25 protein-coding genes and 1 tRNA gene are annotated in these 20,698 nt (G+C 63.1%); 10 read left to right on the forward strand and 16 right to left on the reverse strand.

The window, feature by feature from the left end; all coding sequences use genetic code 11:
• Position 1 precedes the first annotated feature (1 nt).
• Positions 2-823, forward strand: coding sequence for a biotin--[acetyl-CoA-carboxylase] ligase (locus tag HGP13_RS17560; protein WP_172227660.1), 822 nt, complete (start codon positions 2-4; stop codon positions 821-823).
• 134 nt (positions 824-957) lie between these two features.
• On the forward strand, positions 958-2,628 hold the full coding sequence (locus HGP13_RS17565; RefSeq protein WP_172227662.1) for a ribonuclease J: 1,671 nt from the start codon (positions 958-960) through the stop codon (positions 2,626-2,628).
• 16 nt (positions 2,629-2,644) lie between these two features.
• On the opposite strand, the gene HGP13_RS17570 is transcribed toward HGP13_RS17565, so the two are convergent.
• Complete coding sequence (locus HGP13_RS17570; RefSeq protein WP_172227664.1) at positions 2,645-3,508, reverse strand: MBL fold metallo-hydrolase; 864 nt, start codon at positions 3,506-3,508, stop codon at positions 2,645-2,647.
• 159 nt (positions 3,509-3,667) lie between these two features.
• On the opposite strand from HGP13_RS17570, the gene mce reads away from it, so the two are divergent.
• Together mce and HGP13_RS17580 are read left to right on the forward strand one after the other, a co-directional pair.
• Positions 3,668-4,072, forward strand: coding sequence for a methylmalonyl-CoA epimerase (mce, locus tag HGP13_RS17575; protein WP_027044909.1), 405 nt, complete (start codon positions 3,668-3,670; stop codon positions 4,070-4,072).
• A complete protein-coding gene (locus tag HGP13_RS17580; protein WP_172227665.1) occupies positions 4,069-4,353 on the forward strand; it encodes a DUF1467 family protein in 285 nt (94 codons plus the stop codon). Before mce ends, HGP13_RS17580 begins: the two co-directional genes overlap by 4 nt.
• Before the next feature lie 491 nt (positions 4,354-4,844).
• Here HGP13_RS17580 and HGP13_RS17585 read toward each other — a convergent pair whose 3' ends face one another.
• Positions 4,845-7,358 carry a caspase family protein gene (locus tag HGP13_RS17585; RefSeq protein ID WP_172227667.1) on the reverse strand — a complete coding sequence of 838 codons (2,514 nt, stop codon included), beginning with the start codon at positions 7,356-7,358 and terminating at the stop codon, positions 4,845-4,847.
• A 216-nt stretch (positions 7,359-7,574) separates the two neighbouring features.
• On the opposite strand from HGP13_RS17585, the gene proS reads away from it, so the two are divergent.
• The 4 genes from proS to HGP13_RS17605 all read left to right on the forward strand — a co-directional run bounded on the left by proS (position 7,575) and on the right by HGP13_RS17605 (position 12,596).
• A complete protein-coding gene (proS, locus tag HGP13_RS17590; protein WP_172227669.1) occupies positions 7,575-8,903 on the forward strand; it encodes a proline--tRNA ligase in 1,329 nt (442 codons plus the stop codon).
• Positions 8,900-10,186: a lipoprotein-releasing ABC transporter permease subunit gene (locus HGP13_RS17595; protein ID WP_172227671.1), complete on the forward strand. Its 1,287-nt coding sequence runs from the start codon at positions 8,900-8,902 to the stop codon at positions 10,184-10,186. The genes proS and HGP13_RS17595 overlap by 4 nt, the downstream gene beginning before the upstream one ends.
• Positions 10,138-10,866, forward strand: coding sequence for an ABC transporter ATP-binding protein (locus tag HGP13_RS17600; RefSeq protein ID WP_172227673.1), 729 nt, complete (start codon positions 10,138-10,140; stop codon positions 10,864-10,866). The genes HGP13_RS17595 and HGP13_RS17600 overlap by 49 nt, the downstream gene beginning before the upstream one ends.
• 479 nt (positions 10,867-11,345) lie before the next feature.
• On the forward strand, positions 11,346-12,596 hold the full coding sequence (locus tag HGP13_RS17605; protein WP_172227675.1) for a site-2 protease family protein: 1,251 nt from the start codon (positions 11,346-11,348) through the stop codon (positions 12,594-12,596).
• A 22-nt stretch (positions 12,597-12,618) separates the two neighbouring features.
• Here HGP13_RS17605 and lipB read toward each other — a convergent pair whose 3' ends face one another.
• A complete protein-coding gene (lipB, locus tag HGP13_RS17610) occupies positions 12,619-13,362 on the reverse strand; it encodes a lipoyl(octanoyl) transferase LipB (RefSeq protein WP_172227677.1) in 744 nt (247 codons plus the stop codon).
• Positions 13,363-13,589: 227 nt separating this feature from the next.
• On the opposite strand from lipB, the gene HGP13_RS17615 reads away from it, so the two are divergent.
• Together HGP13_RS17615 and HGP13_RS17620 are read left to right on the forward strand one after the other, a co-directional pair.
• A tRNA-Leu gene (locus HGP13_RS17615) sits at positions 13,590-13,674 on the forward strand.
• A gap of 145 nt (positions 13,675-13,819) precedes the next feature.
• Positions 13,820-15,184: a tyrosine-type recombinase/integrase gene (locus HGP13_RS17620; protein WP_172227679.1), complete on the forward strand. Its 1,365-nt coding sequence runs from the start codon at positions 13,820-13,822 to the stop codon at positions 15,182-15,184.
• Here the strand turns inward: HGP13_RS17620 and HGP13_RS17625 are convergent.
• From HGP13_RS17625 to HGP13_RS17685, 13 genes are all read right to left on the reverse strand, one after another.
• Positions 15,144-15,374: a hypothetical protein gene (locus tag HGP13_RS17625; RefSeq protein WP_172227681.1), complete on the reverse strand. Its 231-nt coding sequence runs from the start codon at positions 15,372-15,374 to the stop codon at positions 15,144-15,146. The two genes, HGP13_RS17620 and HGP13_RS17625, sit on opposite strands and share 41 nt — an antisense overlap.
• Positions 15,375-15,379: 5 nt before the next feature.
• Positions 15,380-16,480 carry a hypothetical protein gene (locus HGP13_RS17630; RefSeq protein WP_172227683.1) on the reverse strand — a complete coding sequence of 367 codons (1,101 nt, stop codon included), beginning with the start codon at positions 16,478-16,480 and terminating at the stop codon, positions 15,380-15,382.
• Positions 16,481-16,482: 2 nt separating this feature from the next.
• Positions 16,483-16,824: a DUF4326 domain-containing protein gene (locus HGP13_RS17635; RefSeq protein ID WP_172227685.1), complete on the reverse strand. Its 342-nt coding sequence runs from the start codon at positions 16,822-16,824 to the stop codon at positions 16,483-16,485.
• Positions 16,821-17,225 carry a hypothetical protein gene (locus HGP13_RS17640; RefSeq protein ID WP_172227687.1) on the reverse strand — a complete coding sequence of 135 codons (405 nt, stop codon included), beginning with the start codon at positions 17,223-17,225 and terminating at the stop codon, positions 16,821-16,823. The genes HGP13_RS17635 and HGP13_RS17640 overlap by 4 nt, the downstream gene beginning before the upstream one ends.
• Positions 17,165-17,371 (reverse strand): hypothetical protein, encoded by a 207-nt coding sequence (locus HGP13_RS17645; protein ID WP_172227689.1) that lies wholly within the window; start codon positions 17,369-17,371, stop codon positions 17,165-17,167. Before HGP13_RS17645 ends, HGP13_RS17640 begins: the two co-directional genes overlap by 61 nt.
• A 205-nt stretch (positions 17,372-17,576) precedes the next feature.
• Positions 17,577-17,981 (reverse strand): MucR family transcriptional regulator, encoded by a 405-nt coding sequence (locus HGP13_RS17650; RefSeq protein WP_172219735.1) that lies wholly within the window; start codon positions 17,979-17,981, stop codon positions 17,577-17,579.
• A gap of 5 nt (positions 17,982-17,986) precedes the next feature.
• Complete coding sequence (locus HGP13_RS38745; RefSeq protein ID WP_172227691.1) at positions 17,987-18,310, reverse strand: DUF5131 family protein; 324 nt, start codon at positions 18,308-18,310, stop codon at positions 17,987-17,989.
• Entirely contained in the window at positions 18,310-18,615 is a 306-nt protein-coding gene (locus HGP13_RS17660) for a hypothetical protein (protein ID WP_172227693.1), read from the reverse strand. Before HGP13_RS17660 ends, HGP13_RS38745 begins: the two co-directional genes overlap by 1 nt.
• Entirely contained in the window at positions 18,612-18,830 is a 219-nt protein-coding gene (locus HGP13_RS17665) for a hypothetical protein (protein WP_172227695.1), read from the reverse strand. Before HGP13_RS17665 ends, HGP13_RS17660 begins: the two co-directional genes overlap by 4 nt.
• Positions 18,830-19,048: a hypothetical protein gene (locus HGP13_RS17670; protein WP_172227697.1), complete on the reverse strand. Its 219-nt coding sequence runs from the start codon at positions 19,046-19,048 to the stop codon at positions 18,830-18,832. The genes HGP13_RS17665 and HGP13_RS17670 overlap by 1 nt, the downstream gene beginning before the upstream one ends.
• Positions 19,045-19,236, reverse strand: coding sequence for a hypothetical protein (locus tag HGP13_RS17675; protein ID WP_172227699.1), 192 nt, complete (start codon positions 19,234-19,236; stop codon positions 19,045-19,047). Before HGP13_RS17675 ends, HGP13_RS17670 begins: the two co-directional genes overlap by 4 nt.
• Positions 19,237-19,241: 5 nt before the next feature.
• Entirely contained in the window at positions 19,242-19,475 is a 234-nt protein-coding gene (locus tag HGP13_RS17680; RefSeq protein ID WP_172227701.1) for a hypothetical protein, read from the reverse strand.
• Positions 19,476-19,896: 421 nt separating this feature from the next.
• On the reverse strand, positions 19,897-20,688 hold the full coding sequence (locus HGP13_RS17685; RefSeq protein WP_172227703.1) for a S24 family peptidase: 792 nt from the start codon (positions 20,686-20,688) through the stop codon (positions 19,897-19,899).
• Positions 20,689-20,698 lie beyond the last annotated feature (10 nt).

Below are 20,698 nucleotides of genomic sequence, written 5' to 3' on the forward strand. Positions count from 1 at the left end.
GATGGCATTTCGGCTGGCCCCAACCTCGGCGTCGGAAGGGTTCCGGCTCGAGGCCCGTGACAGCGTCGGTTCCACCAATACGGTGGCGTTGGACCACGCAAGGGCAGGCGACCCTGGCAGGCTGTGGGTCGTTTCCAAGAAGCAGGAAAGCGGGCGTGGCCGGCGCGGCCGCGCCTGGGTATCGCCCGAAGGCAATCTGGCCGCGACCTTGCTCGTCATCACCGGCGGCGAACTTCGCCTTGCCGCGACGCTCGGTTTCGTCGCCGGCCTATCGCTTGCCGACGCGCTCGACGCCGTGGTGCCGAAAGGCCGCATCGCCATCGGCCTCGACGGCGCGAGCCAGGGACAAAACCGTTTCGAGCTGAAATGGCCGAACGACGTGCTTGCCTCCGGCGAGAAGCTCGCCGGCATCCTGCTGGAGTCGGCGATACTGGATGGCGGCCGCTTCGCGGTCGCCGTCGGCATCGGCGTCAATGTGGTGGCGCATCCGCCTGATTTGCCGTATCCCGCGACATCGCTGCAAGCTCTGGGCGCGACATGCGACGCGGAAACGCTGTTCCTGGCGCTGTCGGATGCCTGGAGCGAGAACGCCCGCCTGTGGGATGAAGGGCGCGGCCTTGCCGCCGTCAGGCGGCGCTGGCTGGCGCGCGCGGCGGGACTTGGTGGCGAGGTTGCTGTCAGAATTGACGGTAATGTCGTGCGTGGGGTGTTCGAGACCATTGACGAAGACTGTCGTTTCGTGATCCGCGACGATGAGGGATCTGTTGTGACGGTAGCAGCCGGCGACGTGCATTTCGGCGCGGTCGCATCCGCCCGGGTTTAGAGCGGTTCATTGTTCGATCTAAACAATGACGGCTATAAGTGTTTGTTTCTGCGCAATTCCTGTGGGAAAGCCGTTACACGCTTTTCCTGGAATTGCTTCAACCGCTTGGCCTGAGGGCCAGGAAGGAAAAAATCATGGCGAAAGCCGAAAACGCTGAACTCGTCTTCGTGCCGCTCGGCGGCGTGGGCGAGATCGGCATGAACTTCGCCCTTTATGGCTACGGTCCGCCGAGTGCGCGCGAATGGATCGTCATCGATGTCGGCGTCACCTTCCCGGATGCCAGCCTGCCCGGCGTCGACTTGGTGCTGCCCGATACGCGCTTCATCGAGGAGAACCTCGCCAATCTGCGCGGCATCATCATCACCCACGCGCATGAAGACCATTACGGCGCGTTGCTCGATACCTGGCCGAAGCTGAAAGCGCCGGTGTGGATGACGCCGTTCAGCGCCGGCTTGCTGGACGCCAAGCGGCAGGGCGAGCAGGGGGCACCGAAGATTCCCGTGACGATCTACCGGGCCGGCGAAAAATTCACCGTCGGCCCGTTCGAGATCGAAGCCATTCCGGTTGCGCATTCCATTCCCGAGCCGATGTCGCTGGCCATCACCACTCCGGCCGGCACCGTCATTCATACCGGTGACTGGAAGATCGATCCGGAGCCGACGATCGGCCCCAAGACCGACGAGGCGCGCTTTCGCTGGTATGGCGACAAGGGCGTGCTGGCACTGATCTGCGATTCGACCAATGCGCTCAGGGAAGGCGAATCGCCTTCGGAAGTCGCCGTCGGCGAGGGCCTGAAGGGCGTCATTCAGAGCGCTGTCGGCCGCGTCGCCGTCACCACCTTCTCCTCCAATGTCGGGCGCATTGTTTCCATCGCCAGGGCGGCAAGGGATGCCGGCCGCCAGTGCCTGGTGCTGGGACGGTCGCTGAAGCGCGTCATCGATGTCGCCGACGAGCTTGGCTATATGGACGGCCTGCCGGAGTTCATCGCCGAGGAAGATTTCGGCTTCATCCCGCGCGAAAACCTGGTCATCATCTGCACCGGCAGCCAGGGCGAGTCGCTGGCGGCGCTGGCGAAACTGTCGCGCGACGAGATGAAATCGGTGTCGCTGACGGCGGGCGACACCGTGGTGTTTTCCTCGCGCACCATCCCCGGCAATGAGAAGGCGATCCTCGAGATCAAGAACCGTCTCATCGATCTCGGCGTCAAGATCATCGAGGACGGCGATGCGCTGGTGCATGTCTCCGGCCATCCCCGCCGCAGCGAATTGCGCAAGATGTATGAGTGGGTGCGCCCGCAGATCGGCGTTCCCGTGCATGGCGAGGCGGCGCATCTGGTGGCGCAGGGGTCGCTGATGTCGACCTCCGGCATCGGCCAGGTGGCGCAGGTGCGCGACGGCGACATGCTGAGGCTTGCTCCAGGTCCGGCCACCATTATCGACCAGGTGCCGTTCGGCCGCATCTACAAGGACGGCAGGCTGATCGGCACCGACCAGGCTATGGGCATCCGTGACCGGCGCAAATTGTCGTTTGCCGGCCATGTCGCGGTCAATGTCGTGCTCGACGACAAGTATGAACTGGCCGGCGATCCCGACCTGGTCGCCATCGGCGTCGCCGAAGCCGATGCCAGCGGCGAGACGCTTGAGGATTTGATGATCGATGCGGCCGTCGGCGCGGTCGATTCGATTCCCCGCCAGCGCCGGAAAGACCTCGATCTGGTTCAGGAAGCGGTGCGTCGCGCGGTGCGCGGCGCCGCCAACGAAGCCTGGGGCAAGAAACCGCTGGTGACGGTGTTCGTTACACGATGAGGACGGCAGCGGTTCGCTACAAGGTCAACTGATAGCTGACCGGAAGCCAGCGAAAAGAGCCGTTCACCGATTCGATGTAGCCCAGGCCTGGAAATGGCATGTGATGGCCGGCGACCAGCAGGCGCTGTTCCGCGGCCATCTTCAGCAGGCGCTTGCGGGTCTCGACCGACTGTTCCTTGTCGTCATCGAAGTCGGCATGCCACTCCGGATGCTGGATGGACACGACATAGTGCAGGAAGGCGTCCGACCATATCAGCAATCTCTGGCCGCCGCTTTCGACGAGAAATGCCAGCAGCCCTGGGGAATGACCTGACGCGTCAATGGCGGTAATGCCCGGCAGCACCTCATCTCCAGGCGCTATGAATGTCGCCCGGTCGGCCAGCCCGGTGCAAATCTGCCTGAACAGACCACGGTTGGCCAATCTGGCCTCGCGAACCGCTGTTCCCTCGGTCCAGAACGCGAATTCCGCCGCGCCGAATACATAGGGTGCCCGGCTGAAAACGGGTTCGCCGTTCCTGACAAGCCCGCCGATGTGATCCGGGTGGCCGTGCGTGATGACCACCACGTCGATATCATCAGGCCCGAGCCCAAGGTCTTGCAATCCGTCCAGGAGTGAACTGGCTTCATCTCCGCATCCGGTGTCGAACAGGATCTTCTCGGAACCGGTGTCGATCAGCGTCGGGATGAAACAGTGTTCGTACCGATCCCGGTTGATGAAGTTCGAGACCGCGAGTTCGAGCACCGCACCTGGCGGCTGTCCGGCTGCGAAGGCCGATGCAAGGTTGTCGCGGACATCTACGGCGTCGAGCAAGGCGGCAATCTTGAATGATTCGAGATCGAAGGTGAAAACGCGGGCGCGGGCAGGGCGGATGTAAGACATTGCCGTTTGTACTTTGCGGTTGCCGATCGGAACAGTCTCGATCGCGATTTGGGAGAATGTTCACCAAAGTGCGACAGTGCGCGCCTCGTCAATGGCTGTTGGTCTCGGCCGATTTGACGTATGACGCCAGCCATTGGACAGAGGAAAGATAGTTCGCACATGCTCGGACGGCTGAACCATGTCGCGCTTGCCGTGCCGGATCTGGCTGCCGCCATTGCTGCTTACCGCAACACGCTGGGCGCCGAAGTGACGGAGCCGCAGGCTTTGCCGGAGCATGGCGTCACGGTGGTGTTCGTCAATGTCGGCAACACCAAGATCGAATTGCTGGAGCCCTTGGGCGAGGGCTCGCCGATCGCCGCGTTCCTGGCGAAGAACCCATCCGGCGGCATGCATCATCTCTGCTACGAGGTCGACGATATCCTGGTTGCGCGCGATCAGCTCAAGGCCGCCGGCGCCCGTGTGCTGGGCGACGGCAACCCCAGGATCGGCGCGCATGGCAAGCCGGTGCTGTTCCTGCATCCGAAGGATTTCTTCGGCACGCTGATCGAACTGGAGCAATCATGAGCTGGGTTTCGTTCACGGCCCTGTTTTTTGCGACATGGTGGGTGGTGCTGTTTGCCGTGCTGCCGTTCAGCGTCCGCACGCAGGATGACGATCATGACGTGACGCTGGGCACGGTTCCAAGTGCGCCGCGCGGGCCGCACATGCTGCGCGCGGTGATCCGCACCACCATCGTCACGGCGATCCTGATGGGCACTTTTTATGGCCTGACACACGGGCTGGGATATAGCCTGAACGATATCCCGCACATCGTGCCGGATTTCAGCCAGACCCCGGCTAAATAGATCTTGCCGAGGGCGCGCTCCGACAACATCGGAGTGTTGCGGAGGGGGACTGAGATGCCGCCATGCTTGGGCCGGACGCTAAGCTGACGCTAGGTCATGCAACTTGGCAACTCGCCGCGCTAACCAGATGATTGCACAAAAAAAATGCAAGGCACGAGGCCTTGCAATTAAACGCGTCCGATCTGTTTCCGTTTTCCGGCGGCAGCGAGTAACCGCGCCTAGATCGCATCCTCCCAAGACTTTGACCGCGTAGGAGAGCAGATTTTTCTCCGCCCTCTCGGTTATCGCGGGACATTAGCCCAAGCCGAATGAAAATGTCACGAAGAATTTTGCCTCGAAACAGGCATTCTCGTGCTGCACTGCACAATAGTGTGGCATGCTTTGCTTTCGAAACGACCACAGAGCCTTTGCGGCATGTCCTCAGTTGACGCGCGCAAAGAATTGACGGCCAAATCCCAAGAGGCTGGGCTCTTTCGTACAGTCGGCTGAACCTATTTTGCGACGCCGGACGCAGCCATCGCTTTCTCGACCATGCCGATCCAGCCTTCGTTGGCGCCGGGCAGGCGTCCCTCCGATTTCAGGCCGGTCAGCATGGCCAGCGCGGCCTTGAAATTTGTCGACGGGTCAACGCCGGCCACGGCAAGCTTGTAGCGGCTGAAGGCGGCATCGACTGTGCGCTGTGCGTTGCCGGGATCGGCTTGCAGCTGCGCCTTGGCGATGACGAAGCCAGCCTGGTATTCCGCAGCCGCGCCGGTCTTGTCGCCCTTGCCCATCAGCACGTCGCCGATTCGGTTGTGGCCAATCGCAAGGTCGCGCTGCCATTCGGCATTGTCGGGGTCGAGTTCGGCCAGGTATTCCGCAATGGCCTGCGCGGAACGGCGGTCGGCGAGCGATCCGTCAAGGTCGCCCGCCTCGGCGCGGGCGTCGGCTATCTTGCCCAGCGCAAGCTCGAGGTCACGCCGCCATAGCGTGTTGCCGGGGTCGCGCGCCACCAGCTTCCGCGTGGTATCGACGCTGCGCTGGTAGGGTTCGAAAGCCTTTTCGTTGTGCCCGGTCAGCCGCTGCAGGTCGCCGACGGCGGTGAGGCTGACGGTGATGTCGCGCTGCAGTTCGGCGTCGTCTGGCATCTTCTTCGCCAGCGCCTCGGTGATCTGCAAGGAGACTTCATATTCGGCGATCGAGCTTTCCAGGTCGTTGGTCAGCCTGAGCGCCAGCCCAAGCTTGGAATGGCTGACGGCAAGGTCGCGCCGGAAGCCGTCATCATCCGGCGCTTGCTTGACCAGGAATTCAGCCACCTTGAGTGCCGAACGGTAATTCGCCAGCGCACCGGGTCCGTCGCCCGAAACCCGCATGGCGTCGCCGATGCGGTTGAAGCAGACGGCGTAGTCGCGCAGATAGCCGAAGGTGGGCTCTTTTTCGAGTATGGCCTTCATCGTGGCGAGAGCCTGCTGGTACAGCGCGATCGCGCCGGCGGTATCGCCCATCGCCTTCTTGACGTCGGCCACCTTGTTCTGCGCCACGGCAAGGTCGCGCTGGTGGTCGATCTTGTCGGGCTCGGCGGCCGCGCGTTTCTGAGCGGACAGGACCATCGAATCAAAGGCTTTTCCGGCTTCCTGGAGATGACCGACGGTCGTTTCCAGCGTGCCGATAAATTCCCAGGACAGTGTCTGCCGGTAGCGTGCGTCGTCCGGTATCTGGAAACCCTCGACGTCAGCGTAGAGCGCCACGGCCTTGCGGTAGTCTTCGATGGCGAGGTCGTAACGCAACTGCGCCTGCGAGGCGCCGCCGGCTAAATAGTGCGTCGTTGCCTTGGACAGCGTACGCTCGATGAAGCGGGTTTTCAGATCGTCGCGCGACTTGCCGTCGATATCCGCCGCCTTGCCAAGCAGCGCACGTGCCTCGTCGAACGAGCCTAGTGCCAATTTCGCCTCGGCCTGTTGGCGCAGCGCCGTTACCTGCGGATCGGAGGAGGCGAAGTTGCGCAAATCGGCTCGCACCTTGATGAAGGCATCGGCCGCTTCCTGGAGCTTCTGCTGGCGCTGCCTTGGCGCCATCGCCTTGCCGTCGGAGGTGATGAGCGCGGCGTATAGCGGCGCCAGCGGCATGTCGGCGTGGGCCGCCACCGTCTCGACCTCGACGCGCAGGTCCGGCGTGACATCGGCCATGGCGAGCAACAGCCGATCGCGCTCGGGCAGGGCGTCCTTGCTGGCCTGCGCGGCGAAGAAAAGCCGCGGCAAGCCGCTCTCGACATAGGGAAGCTGCTTACCGCGCGACAGATCGTAGACCTGTTGCTGCACCAGCGTCAGCACGGAGCGTATTTCCAGCCCGTCGGTGGGCAGGAACTTGGCCAATGCGGCGGAAAACTCGGAGTTGCCGGATGCGCCGTCAGAGGCCGTCTGTCCGGGCGCCGCGGAGAAGGCGAACAGCACGTTTTCCGCTCGGCCCATGCGTCCGAGCCCCGGCTTGGCCTCGGCTTTCACCTCTGGTGCGATGGACACCACGCCGCGTCCGTGGCCAGATTTGCCGTCTCCCGACTGGTCGCCGCCGGATTGGCCGAAAGGATCGTTGCGGCAGGCATCGAGCACCACGAGGCCGATCTTGCCGGCTGCTGTCACCGTCTCGCGCACGTCTTCAAGTGGAAGGCTGGTTGCCTTCAGCCGGTCCAGCGAAGACGGATCGGCATCGACCGGCAGAAGGCGATTGTCGCCGGCGATCTCGACTCCATGGCCGGAGAAATAGATCAGCGCAACATCCGCGCCGGCCGCATCGTCGCGAAAATCCTCCAGCGCGCGCCGCATGCGCTTCAAGTCGCGGTTCGCTTCGGTGGTGACGTCGAAGCCGAGTTTTTGCAGCGCGGATTCGATCGTGCGGCTGTCGTTCACCGCATTCTTCAGGGGTCGCACGTTGCGATACTCGTCGGCCGCAATAATGAGCGCGACCCGCCGCTCGGCATGTGCCGCCGAGACAAAAAAGATCCCAAGGATAACTGCCAGGAAAAAACGCAATGCCCCAATCCACCCCAGCGGACAGCGTCCCACGGCTTTTCGGCTCAAGCAAGCCGGCGCGACATGATCCAAGAAGTGAGGGAATCCGGGCGCGAGGGCGTCAATGTGCCGCCATGGCCGGGTTCCCATTGTGCCATGAAATGGCTATGAAGCCGGGTCAAGCAAGCTTGTGTCGCGCCGATTCTGGCGTGGCCGTTCTCATTCACGGACCAGTCCATGCGTTTGTCGCAGTTTTTCCTGCCCATCCTCAAAGAGAATCCGCGCGAGGCCGAGATCATCTCGCACCGGCTGATGCTGCGTGCCGGCATGATCCGCCAGCAGGGGCAGGGCAGCTTTTCCTGGCTGCCACTTGGCAAGCGCGTGCTGGACAAGGTTTGCCAGATCATTCGCGAGGAGCAGAACCGCGCCGGTGCGCTCGAAATCCTGATGCCGACCATCCAGTCGGCCGATCTGTGGCGCGAAAGCGGCCGCTACGACGACTACGGCAAGGAGATGCTGCGCATCAAGGATCGCCAGGACCGCGACATGCTCTACGGTCCGACCAATGAGGAAGTGGTCACCGAAATCGTCCGCGCTTACGTCAAGTCCTACAAGGACCTGCCGCTCAATCTCTACCACATCCAGTGGAAGTTCCGTGACGAGGTGCGGCCGCGCTTCGGCGTCATGCGCTCACGCGAATTCCTGATGAAGGACGCCTATTCGTTCGACCTCGATTTCGAAGGCGCGAGAGCTGCCTACAACAGGATGTTCGTGTCCTATCTCAGGACCTTTACGCGCATGGGCCTGCAGGCGATCCCGATGCGGGCCGATACCGGGCCGATCGGCGGCGATCTCAGCCACGAATTCATTATCCTGGCCGACACCGGCGAAAGCCAGGTCTATTGCGATCGCGATTATCTGTCGCTCCAGGTGCCCGGCGAAAACACCGACTTCGCCAATGACGCCGAGATATCGGACATCGTCAAAACGTGGACGACACCTTATGCCGCGACTGACGAGATGCATGATGAAGCGGCGTGGGACAAGCTCGGCGAAGCGGACCGGGTCTCGGCGCGCGGCATCGAGGTCGGCCACATCTTCCATTTCGGCGACAAATATTCGAAGCCCATGGGCGCCAAGGTGACCGGGCCCGACGGCAAGGATCATTTCGTCTCCGGCGGCTCCTACGGCATCGGCCCGTCGCGGCTGGTCGCGGCGATCATCGAAGCCAGCCACGACGACAACGGCATCATCTGGCCCGACGCCGTGGCGCCGTTCGACATCGGCCTGATCAACATGAAGGTGGGCGACGCCGACTGCGACCGCGTCTGCGACGAGCTCTACGCCGCCTTCGCAGCCAGTGGCAAGGATGTGCTTTACGACGACACCGACCAGCGGCCGGGCGGCAAGTTCGCCACCGCCGACCTGATCGGCCTGCCTTGGCAGGTGATCGTCGGGCCGCGCGGCGTGGCCGCAGGCGAGATCGAGATCAAGAACCGCAAGACCGGCGAGCGCGAAACGCTGCCGCTGGCCGACGCGAAAAAACGCTTCGGTGCGGCCGCATGAGCGAGGCGGCGGCGACAAGATCGGCGGGCGCCGGCCCTTTCTCCATCTTCGAGCGCATGGTGGCGTGGCGCTATTTGCGCTCGCGGCGCAAGGAGACGGTGATCTCGGTGATCGCCTCGATCTCCTTCCTCGGCATCATGCTGGGGGTGGCGACGCTGATCGTCGTCATGGCCGTGATGAACGGGTTTCGCGCCGAGCTGTTGACACGCATCCTTGGCGTCAACGGCCATCTGATTGTGCAGCCGCTCGATTCGCCACTTGAGGACTACGCCCAGGTTGCCGGCCGCATCAACGGCGTGCCCGGCGTCAAATACGCCATCCCGCTGATCGACGGCCAGGTGCTGGCGCAAGGCAATGTCGGCGGCGGTACCGGTGCGCTGGTGCGCGGCATACGCGGTGAAGATCTCGGCAAGATTGCCATCGTCGCCAGCAACATCAAGCAAGGCTCGCTCGCCGATTTCGATAGCGGCGAGGGCGTCGCCATCGGCAAGCGCATGGCGGAGAATCTTGGGCTAACGCTCGGCGACACCATTACGCTCATCTCGCCCGATGGCGACGTGACGCCGATCGGCACGACACCGCGCATGAAAGGCTACAAGATCGCGGCGATCTTCGAAGTCGGCATGTCGGAATATGACACGTCCATCGTCTATATGCCGTTCTCCGAAGCGCAGCTCTATTTCAACATGGATGGCCGCGCGCAGACGATCGAGATCTATGTCGACAATCCCGACGATGTCGACGCGCTGAAATCGAAAGTCGAAGAGGCGGCGCAGCGGCCTATCGACATGGTCGACTGGCGCCAGCGCAACGAGACCTTCTTTTCCGCCCTGCAGGTCGAGCGCAACGTGATGTTCATGATCCTGACGCTGATCGTGCTGGTGGCGGCGCTCAACATCATTTCCGGACTAATCATGCTGGTGAAGGACAAGGGGCACGACATTGCCATCCTGCGCACCATGGGCGCGACGCGCGGTGCCATCCTGCGCATCTTCCTGATGACGGGGGCGGCGATCGGCGTCACCGGCACGCTTGCCGGCGTGCTGCTCGGCGTCGTCATCTGCACCAACATCGAATCGATCCGGCAATTCTTCTCCTGGATGACCGGCAAGGTGCTGTTCAATCCCGAACTCTACTTCCTCAGCCAGCTGCCGGCAAAGATGGATCCGCGCGAGACGACCTATGTCGTCATCATGGCGCTCGGCCTGTCCTTCCTGGCGACCGTGTTTCCGGCATGGCGGGCCGCCCGTCTCGATCCCGTCGAAGCCTTGAGGTACGAGTAGTGGCCGAGGTCATTATCGAGCTGAAGAGCGTCGAGCGGCACTATGTGCAAGGGCCGCGCAAGCTCACCATCCTGAACGGGGCCGATTTTGCGCTGAGGCGCGGCGAGATGGTGGCGCTGGTGGCGCCATCAGGCACCGGCAAGTCGACCCTGCTGCACACGGCAGGTCTGCTGGAACGCCCTGACGCGGGAGACGTGATCCTGTCCGGCCGGGCCTGCGGACGGCTGTCCGACGACGAACGCACGTCGATCCGCCGCAACGATGTCGGCTTCGTCTACCAATTCCATCACCTGCTGCCGGAGTTCACGGCGCTGGAAAACATCATGATGCCGCAGCTGATCAAGGGGCTGTCGCGCAAGGAAGCGGCGGAGCGCGCCGCACAGCTGCTCGACTATATGCAGATCGGCAAGCGCGCATCGCACCGGCCGGCCGAATTGTCCGGCGGCGAACAGCAGCGCGTCGCCATAGCGCGCGCCGTCGCCAATGCGCCGCTGGTGCTGCTGGCGGACGAGCCGACCGGCAATCTCGACCCGGTCACCGCCTCCTATGTCTTCGACGCGCTGGGCGCTCTGGTCAAGCAATCGGGCCTCGCGGCGTTGATCGCGACCCACAATCACGATCTGGCATCGCGGATGGACCGGCGTGTCACGCTGGCCGACGGCAAGGTGGTGCCGCTTTAGGCTACGCCGACACTCAAGTGATGTCGGCCTGACCTGAAGCTCACCATATCCAGCCAGGTTTCCACGACGACAGGTTGACCGGATTTCGCCTCGTTTTCCGAGTCTCGCCGACGGGCCGTCGTCACGCATTGTCGTGACCTGTTGATAAGCGCCGCGCCGTCAACCTTTTCTTAACCCTGCCGATCTGATCGCCGGAGATTCTGGAGGTGGCGGGATTCTGCGCGTTGACATTGAAACAAAACTAGAACAAATTGCGAACATATCAACAACAGGAGAGAGTTATGACCGATCTGGTTCAGGATGTCATCTCGCTGGTTTGCATGAGTGCGTTTCTCGTTTCCATGGCGATCTGGATCGGCGCCATGTGATTTGGCGGCTCTTGCCGCCGTCGTCCCCGGCGGTTGAAACCCGCTTCGCCGTTAAGTCTTTCTTGCCGCCGGCGCGCTAGGGTGCATCTCCAAGGCAGGAGCAACGTCCAGGTGTCGCCCATCGTCACGGCCATTCTCGTGGCCAGCAATCTCGGGCTGATCTTTCTCTTGATGACCGTGCCGCTTGGTTTGCGCACGGTGAGGGTCAGCCGCGTGGTGGCGATGGACCGCCAACGCCTCTGGCGGGCGCTGTGGCCGCTTGGCAGCGATGCCGGCTGGTCCGGCGAGATACTTTCAGCGCAGCCGCTGGACGGCGAGGGCGTGTCCCGCATCATGCTGTCGTGGGAAGGCCGCGACGGCAAGCCGATCGAGCGCAGGGCGCGGTTTGAAGACGTCGTCGAGGGCAGCCGCTTCGCCATGCTCGTCCTCGAGGATACCGCGCTCGATGTCTCGTTCTGGAAAGACTATCGCGAAACCGCCGAGCTTGTCTCCGAAGGCGGCGGCACGCGGGTAACGCTCAGCCAGACGGATCGTTACCGCGGCGCTGCCTTTCTGGTGTTTCGGTACTTCGCCATACGCCGCGAGCTGTCCAAGCTGCAGCGTTGGGCGATAACCGGGCAGTATCGCAAGGGCGGCTGGTTCGAGCATCCGCTGAGCCAGGTCGGCTTTGCCGTGCTGTCGGCATTGATCCTGTGGCCGTTCTTCGGGCTTCACCTCGGCGGCCTGGCGCTGGCCGCGATCCTGACGTCGGTCGTTGCCTTGCACGAACTCGGCCATATGGCGGCGTTCCGGCTGATGGGTCACCGCAAGGCGCGGATGATCTTCATTCCGCTGCTCGGTGGCATCGCCATTGGCGGCCGGCCCTATAACAGCCGTTTCGAGGTGGCGTTCGTTGCGCTGATGGGAGCGGGTTTCTCCGCCTTCCTGGTGCCGATCGTCATTGCCGCCAGCGCGTTCGCGGGCGGCGAGGGGCACAAGGCCGCGGCCGCGCTGCTGGCGGCGCTGGCAGGCTGTGCGGCCCTGTTCAACATCGCCAATCTGGTGCCGGTGTGGAAATTCGACGGCGGCCAGGTGCTGCGCCAGATCTGCCCGGGGCCGATTGCGCTGGCGTTGGCCTCGTTCTTCCTGCTTTCCGTCTTCCTGGCACTCGGCCGACAGGCAGGCTTCTCGTCTGGCTTTCTAATCGTGGCGGGGGCGGTGTTTTCGATCCTCAGCCTGCTTACTGTCGGCAGCGGCGTGAAGCCGCGCCACGAGTTGGAGCCAATCCGCACCGTTGATCGCTTCGCAATCGCCGGCGCGCTGCTGGCGGTGTTCACCATTCATGGCTGCGGCGTGTTGTGGGCATCGGCGCAGCTGCTTTGAGTTCGTGTTGAGCCCGACAGGGTCAACCTGCCCTGCGGGCTGCTTCGGCGGTCAAGGCAGTGGCGGGACCGAACACACCCTCGAAGGCTGATTTCAGCGCCAGATCAAGATCGGCCATGCCAACGGGAAGGCCAAGGTCCACGAGGCTGGTGACGCCGTGGTCCTGCACGCCGCAGGGTACGATGCCGCCGAAATGGGAGAGGTCCGGTTCGACGTTGATGGCGATGCCGTGAAAGCTCACCCAACGCCGCAGCCTTATGCCGATCGCCGCGATCTTGTCCTCGGCCGGCGCGCCGTCCGGCAGCGCAGGGCGATCGGGCCGCACCACCCAGACGCCGACACGGTCCTCGCGCCGTTCGCCATGGACGTTGAAGGCAGCAAGCGTGCCGATGATCCACTGTTCGAGCGCGGCGACGAAGGCGCGCACGTCCTCGCGCCGCCGCTTCAGGTCAAGCATGACATAGGCGACCCGCTGGCCTGGCCCATGATAGGTGTATTCGCCGCCGCGCCCTGCCGAAAAGACCGGAAAACGGTCGGGATCGATCAGGTCCTCGATGCGGGCGCTGGTGCCGGCGGTGTAGAGCGGCGGATGTTCGACCAGCCAGACCATTTCGCCGGCCGCACCGCTGCGGATCGCGTCGGCACGCGCCTCCATGAAGGCGAGCGCCTCGGGATAGGCGGTGAGACCCGGCTCGATGCGCCACTCGACCGGCGCCGAGCCGGGCAGGGGCAGGAACGACGTGGCGATCTGGCTGCGTTCTGGCATGACGTTTCTTTTTTCGCTTGTGCCGTCGCGATCCGCTTGCACTTTCGAGCGACATGCATCTGTCTTCCATATGGCGCTATCAGGTGGAAACGTCCAGTTCCGACCCTTCATTCCAATCCTGTGGACCGTTATGCCAATCGCTTGAGATTATTGCGTGCGGCGCACTTGTTTCGCCGGAAACGATTTGCTACACGCCGCGAGCCGGTCGGTTCCGGCTCCTACCACGTGCGGTCGTGGCGGAATTGGTAGACGCGCAGCGTTGAGGTCGCTGTGGGGCAACCCGTGGAAGTTCGAGTCTTCTCGACCGCACCATTTTCTCTCCCGAAATCTTCGCATAGAGCGTTGATTTCATTGCGGAAAATGACATTCGATTTTTCCGGCCTTGCAGATTTCGCCCGTTTTGTGCCACTAATTGCGCCACACAGCTAGCCCCGACAGGCTTTTTGCAGGTGCGCGCATGGGTCGAAATCGAACCCGGATTGATCCCGACAGATACCTCACCCTGCGACAGGGAAATTATCACTACAAGCGCCGCGTGCCGGTGACGATCGCGCATCTCGACGAGAGGGCGCCGCATGTGCGCGCCTCGCTCAAGACCGACGATCGCGGCCTGGCACGGCGCAAACGCGACCTCCTCGAGGCGGCCGATGATGCGCTTTGGGCATCGCTGATCACCAAGGGCGTCACCGATCCCGCCCGACGGCGCTATGAGGCGGCGGTCAAACGGGTCGAGGCGCTCGATTTCACCTTCCATGCTGGCCCCTATTTCGAGCAGCCGGAAGCCTTCGACGATCTCATGGACCGCATCCGCCATGTGCTGGCGACGGGCCAAGAGGACCAGATGACGGCTTTGCCGCTGCTCGGCGCCGTCGACGTGCCCAAGACAAAGGTCAGCGATGCCTTCGACATCTACTGCAACGAGATCGTCGCAGACGAGCTGATCGGCAAGAGCCAGGTGCAGAAGGACCAATGGAAGAAGGTCAAGCAGCGCGCCGTCAACAACTTCATCAAGCTGAATGGCGACCTGGCGATGGAAGAGATCACCATCGACCACGCCAAGAAGGTCTACCGGCATTGGCTGAACCGCATCGCTCCGAAGGAAGGTTCGGCGACGGCCGGCGCCTCGTCAGGCAATCGCGACGTCGGCAACATGCGGGTCCTCTATGAGGCCTATTTCAAGTACCAGGGCGACGCTCGCCGCGAAAATCCTTTCGATGGCCTCGGCTTCTCGCTGAAGAAAAAGCGCTCGCGCCCGCCCATCCCGACGGAATGGATATCTGGCAAGGTCATGCACCCGGGCAATCTTGCGACGCTGAATGAGGAGGCGAGGGGTATCCTGTTGATCCTGATCGAAACCGGCGCGCGGCCGAGCGAGATCTGCAACCTGGAACCGCACGCCATCCGGCTTCACAACCATGTGCCACACCTGTCGATCGAGCCGCGCGAGGATCCGGCCAATCCGCGCGAGATCAAGACCGAATCGTCGCGCCGCCTGGTGCCGCTGGTCGGCGTCGCGCTTGAGGCGGCAAAGCGCCATCCCTCGGGGTTCCCGCGTTACCGCAACCGTGAGAACGAATTGTCGGCGACGCTCAACCAGTATCTGCGCGCGCATTCTTTGCTGCCGACCACGTCGCATACGGTCTACTCGTTCAGGCATTCATTCGAGGACAGGATGAAGGAAGCCGGCATCGACGACGAGCTGCGGCGGCTGCTGATGGGTCACACGGTGGACCGCCCTAAATATGGCTCCGGCGGCTCGCTCGACTGGCGGCGCAAGGAACTTAAGAAGATTGCCTTGCCGTTCGATCCGGCGATCGTGTGAGGCGTTCCTTGGCGGCGGCAAGAATGGTGGCGGCTTCGATGCGCTTGTCGCGTTGGAACACCAGCGCTCGCCAGTGCGGCGTCAACAGTTCCGCCTCACGCGGAAACTTTTCCATCAGCCGGGCGATGAGATCGAGGCCTGCCTCGATCTCATCCAGCGTAACCGGCTTTCGTTTGGCGCTGCGCGACATCGGCCTTACGCAACCTCGACCGGCTTGCCGTCGACCAGCCGATAGAACTGGTCGGGCTTGATTCCGTCCCGGCCGACGATGCCGGCCCATGCGTTGAGGATCTCGCCACTGCCAGAGCGCTCGGCCAGGAAGAGCACACAGCCTTCCTTGCCGCGGGCCTTGCCCTCATAGCCCGATGCGGTGGCAGCGCCCTGGAAGCCTGATGCGGTGGCAGCGCCACAGACACCCGATGCGGTGGCAGCGCCCCAGTCACCTGATGCGGTGGCAGCGCCCTGGTAGCCTAATGCGGTGGCAGCGCCCTGGTAGCCTGATGCGGTGGCAGCGCCTCGCTCGCCCGATGCGGTGGCAGCGCCCCAGTCACCTGATGCGGTGGCAGCGCCTCGCGCGCCGGATGCGGTGGCAGCGCCTCGCGCGCCCGATGCGGTGGCAGCGCCACAGACACCCGATGCGGTGGCAGCGCCTCGCGCGCCGGATGCGGTGGCAGCGCCCCAGTCACCTGATGCGGTGGCAGCGCCTCGCGTGCCGGATGCGGTGGCAGCGCCCCAGTCACCTGATGCGGTGGCAGCGCCTCGCTCGCCCGATGCGGTGGCAGCGCCTCGCGTGCCGGATGCGGTGGCAGCGCCCCAGTCACCTGATGCGGTGGCAGCGCCCTGGTAGCCTGATGCGGTGGCAGCGCCTCGGTCCTTGGTTGACTTCACCGCTTCGCTATCGCCGGCCGTATAGTCTCCGTCGACGAGCTTGGCGCGATCCGTCACCCATTTAACCGCGTCGAGGATCAGCTGGGTCAGGCCGATTTCCTTGCCGATGGTCAGGATTTCGGCAGCGGTCTTCTCGCCGCCATCGTCGCTGTCGGTGGCGCCCGAAATCTCGACCTGGCAGATGCGCGTGCCGGCCGGCGCGTAGTAGCTGAACAGCGCCAGCGGGTGGCCGGTGATGACATGGAAGCCGCCCTTGCAGGCCTTGACCTTGCCGTCATGCTTGTAGGTCTGGCCGATCTCGAACTGGAAGACCTTGCCGTCTGGGCGGCAGGTCATGTCGTCGAGGAAGCCTTTGTAGGCAGTGATCGGGACAGCCGAATCGGTGGCGACTTTCTTCTTCGCGGGCATGGTCAGTCCTTCGGGTTGGAGCGATTGGCGATGTCGAGCAGCACGTCGGCATGGCAGGGCGCGCCGGGCTTGCACCAGCAGGCGAGGTTCTTGCCGGTCAGTTCTCCGGCGTTGTCGGCGACGAATTGGCGGGTGCGCTCAAGCGCGGCGACATCGGGATCACGTCCGACGCGCATGAGGCCGGCGAGCAACGCCTTGTAGAGGTCGACGCAATAGGCGGCGTCGCCGTGCTTGCCGACGATAAACGGATTGCCCCATGGGCCGGGGCGCGCCACCGACAGCGTGTTTTCCGGCATGCGCCAGCCCTTGCGGCGCGACAGCTGGATGCGCTGCGGTTTTCTCATTTAGGCGCTCCTGGCGATGCTGAAGCGCGCTCGTGCTTGGTGATGGCGTCAGGAACGTTCTGACAGACGCAGTAATCGTCGGCGCCCATGCAGCCGCACCTTGCGCCCTGTGCTTTTTGCTCGTCTGCGGACAGGCAGCGGTCATCTGCCTTCTCGTAGCGCTTCGAACTCGTGTTGTAGACGATCAGGCCCGGCATCTCGGCCCTCGCGTCCCGCAAATCGTAGGACGCTTGCGGCATCGATACGCCGAACTTCGTCTGGATATGCTCGCGGTTGATGAAGCCGTAGATTTCGACCATCTCGGCGATCCATGCGATTCGGGTGCGCTTGAACCAATCGCTCACAGCAGCCTCCCTTGCGGTCGGGCCGGGCGCGAACAGTCCTGGCAGGTGTGCGTCCATTCGCCGGCGACCTTGGCGAAGACAAAACCTTCGCGACGGGCGTCGGACATCATCACGTCGAACTCGTCGGTGGCATAGGTGCGCGTCTGGCTGGCGCCGCATTCGCAGACGATCTGCATCTGGCCGGCGTGCTTCTCGATCGCCATCAACTTGCCCCGGCTTGTTTGGCTTGCTGGTGAAACCAGAGCTGGTAGCAGCCGCGCTTTTCAGCCTTGGGGCAGCCTTCCCACCAATGCCAGCAGGACCCGGGCCCAGCTGTGGGATCACGCCTGCAGTTATGTCTTCCCTTTGGCGGCTGCCATGTCGCTGCCGGCGGAAGTGACAGTGAGAGCTGTTCCATCGGCTCGGCGCCTATTGCAGCGCGTGGTGGCTGCCGGCGCGGCCGAGGCCGGATGCCTTGGCCAGCGCCGAGCGCTTCTCGGAGTAATTCGGCGCGACCATCGGATAGTCGGGTCCGAGGCCCCATTTGGCGCGGTATTCGTCGGCCGTCATGCCGAGCGCCGCCAGATGGCGCTTGAGCGACTTGAAGGGCTTGCCGTCGTCCAGGCAAATGATGTGGTCCGGGAACACCGAGCGCTTCGGGTTGACGGCCGGCACCAGCGCCGGCGCCGGCAGGAGAACCGGTTCGCCGGCCAGCTTGCGCACCGCGTCGTTGATGCTGGCGATGAGATCCGGCAGGGCGTTGGCCGGCACGGGGTTGTTGCTGACATAGGCCGAGACGATGCTGGCGGTGAGTTCGGTCAGTCTGTTTTCCACTTTGCTTACTCCACAGGTTGCAGGTTTGAAGGAAAGGCGTTGTGCTCGACGCCGTCGAGCAGGCGGCCGGCGGCCCGTTTGCCGACGCGGTAGAGGTCTGGCTGATCGTCGAAGTGGCCATCGGTCGAGGCCAGGTTTTCGGTGCCGAACAGCCATTTGTCGTCGAACCGTTTTCCCTGCTCGCCGCGCTCGCCGCCTCTTGCCATCGCCTCGATGCGGCCGGCCATCTTCATGGCGTAGCAATGCGTGCAGCCGGGCGAGACGATGGAGCAGCCGACGATGGGATTCCACGTCGCGTCGGTCCATTCGATGGCGGATTTGTCAGCCATCACATGAACCTCACGCCGGTCACCGGGAAGGCGCCTGCATCTCCTTCGCGGGCAAAGAAGTGCCGCTCGCCGTCTTCGCTCTGCTCTGACCTAAGCCAGAAATGTGCGAGCTGCTTGTGGATCGGCTCGCCGTCGAATGATTCGCTGACGGCCTCGGCGGTGTCCTCGCCAAATTCCGCGAACGCGGCAACAATCTCCTCGGCAGCATCTGGCAGACTGTTGAGGTCGACATGCCCTTCCACGAACGCCGAATGTAAGTCACCGTCTTCGGTGATCGCGGCAGTCCATTTTGGCTTCTCGTTCATGAATGCATCCCCCAGAAAATCAGCCCGCCGGCGATGGCCAGCACGGCTGCGATGAAGCCGAGGAACAGGCGCCAGACCATGCGGGCGTCTTCCATGTCGGCGCAGTTTTGCGGGCATCGGCATTCGGGCCAGAGCTGGCAGACGATGTGCGGGCGGCCGTTGGCGTCGCAGACGCGGTCGTGGCCGATGGCGACATGGTCGAGCGGCGTTCCCATCAGCGCAGCCCCGCATAGATGAGACCGGCGCCGATCAAGGCGACGGCGCTCATCAGGCCGAACATGACCCATTGCACCCGGCTCGCCCGCTCGGTGCCGGCGGTGCAGTCGGCCTCGCAGTCGCAGTCGGGCCACAGCGGGCAGACGCTGATCTGCTTGCCGTTCGGCGGGATGGTGATCGTCTCCCGCGCCGGCATCCTGTTGAGGCGGGCGTTCAATGCAGCACCTGTGCCTGGATGAGGTTGTAGGGCAGCAGCACCAGGATCTCGGACGGCTTGCGGCCGGCCTTGATCTGCAGCGCAATCCAGTCGTGGATTTCAGGCGAGAAAGCCGCCGCCGCGATCAGCGCCTCGGCGATGGAGCGTGGCCTCGCAAGGCCGGCGACATTGGAGTTGGCCGCTTCCATCGGGGTTAGCCCTGCTGGCGGACGGCGCGAGCGCGGGCGAGGTTGCAGGCCTCGGGCGCGTGCTTGTCGATTTCCTCACGGGTGAAATCGGTGTGCTCGTAGAGCGAGTCCTTGGTGACGGCCGTGCCGTTCATGCCAAGCTCGAGCACGCGATCGGCCATGCGTTCGACGATGGGCGTGGCGATGACAGCTGGTTGCGTCGACAGAGCGCCAATCGGCGGTTGCTGGAAGGTGATCATGCGGCTTGCCTCCAAATCGCTGAATTGCGAATGGCGGCAATTTAAGCCATATCGGCTAATACTTTGTCAACAAAAAGTTTAGCCAAACCGGCTACTAAGTCAGAATGGCTCCCAACACTGTCCCGTCAACACCTTCGCCGTTACGCAGTCGAGGACGCGGGTGGACATGCCGCCCGAATTGCCAACGCTGACGAAGTAGTCACCTTCCGGGCAGCGCACCGCCCAACCGCCAGCGTCGATGCTTGGCATCTCGCCACGATAAAAAATGCGGGAAACCGAACTGCAGGCCGAGCCGGCTGAGGTGATGACGGTAGCGAAAGCTTCGCCCTGCCGTTGCTGGGACAGGGCCGACAATTGGTCGTAGGCATTGCCGGCAAGTGCCGGCCCGGCGGCCAGCCAAAGAGCGGCGACCAGGGTCGCCTTAAAACAGTTCGTTCGTCGGCAACACGCGGTGGATATAGGTGACAAACCGCTTCTTGAACCGGATCTCCGCCGGCTGGTTGTATTGATAGAGCCTGTACTCACCCTCATCCTCCCCATCGTAGCGCTTGACCCATGTCTCGGTTCCGGAGTTGTCATGCAACCTGGTCTGAACAACAACATGGTCGCCTTGATGCAAGGGCTGGTTCGGATTGATGTACAGCCGGTCCCCGGGGAAATAGCGAGGAATCATCGATTCGCCGCGAGTGATCAGCGCATAGGCGCCGAAAACGTCGCGCAAGCCTGGCGGGCAAGGGATGTCATCGACGCGGTCGCTGCTCATGGTGTGTGCGCCCTGCATCGACCCTGCCGCCAGGCCGTAGAGCGGAATTGTTATGTTGTCGTTGGCCGACGCCGGCGCCTTGGTTGGCTTGCCTTTCCTGACGGCTTTTTTTGGCGAGACATAGATTTCAAAAGGTGCCGGTTCCGGCAGCGGTTCGGTGCCGAACAGGGCGATTTCGTCGATGCCTACGCCGGCGGCGATTCGGGCGCGCCATTCGTCGTCGAGCTTGAGGACGCCGCCGCGCAATTTCGAAATGGTAACGCTATGGCTGCCGATCTTTTCGGCGAGCCCCTCATTCGTCAGTCGCCGCGACTTCATCACCAGCTTGAGCCGGTTGCGGTAATGGTCAAATCGTTCCGTCAAATCAATCATATGGAAGAAATTAGCCAATCCGGCTAACGGAGAAAGAGCCGAAGCGGCTAAACTTTCACTTGACACGATATTAGCCATTATGGCTTAT

The sequence above is a fragment of the Mesorhizobium sp. NZP2077 genome, from assembly GCF_013170805.1.
In the GTDB taxonomy this organism is placed as follows: domain Bacteria; phylum Pseudomonadota; class Alphaproteobacteria; order Rhizobiales; family Rhizobiaceae; genus Mesorhizobium.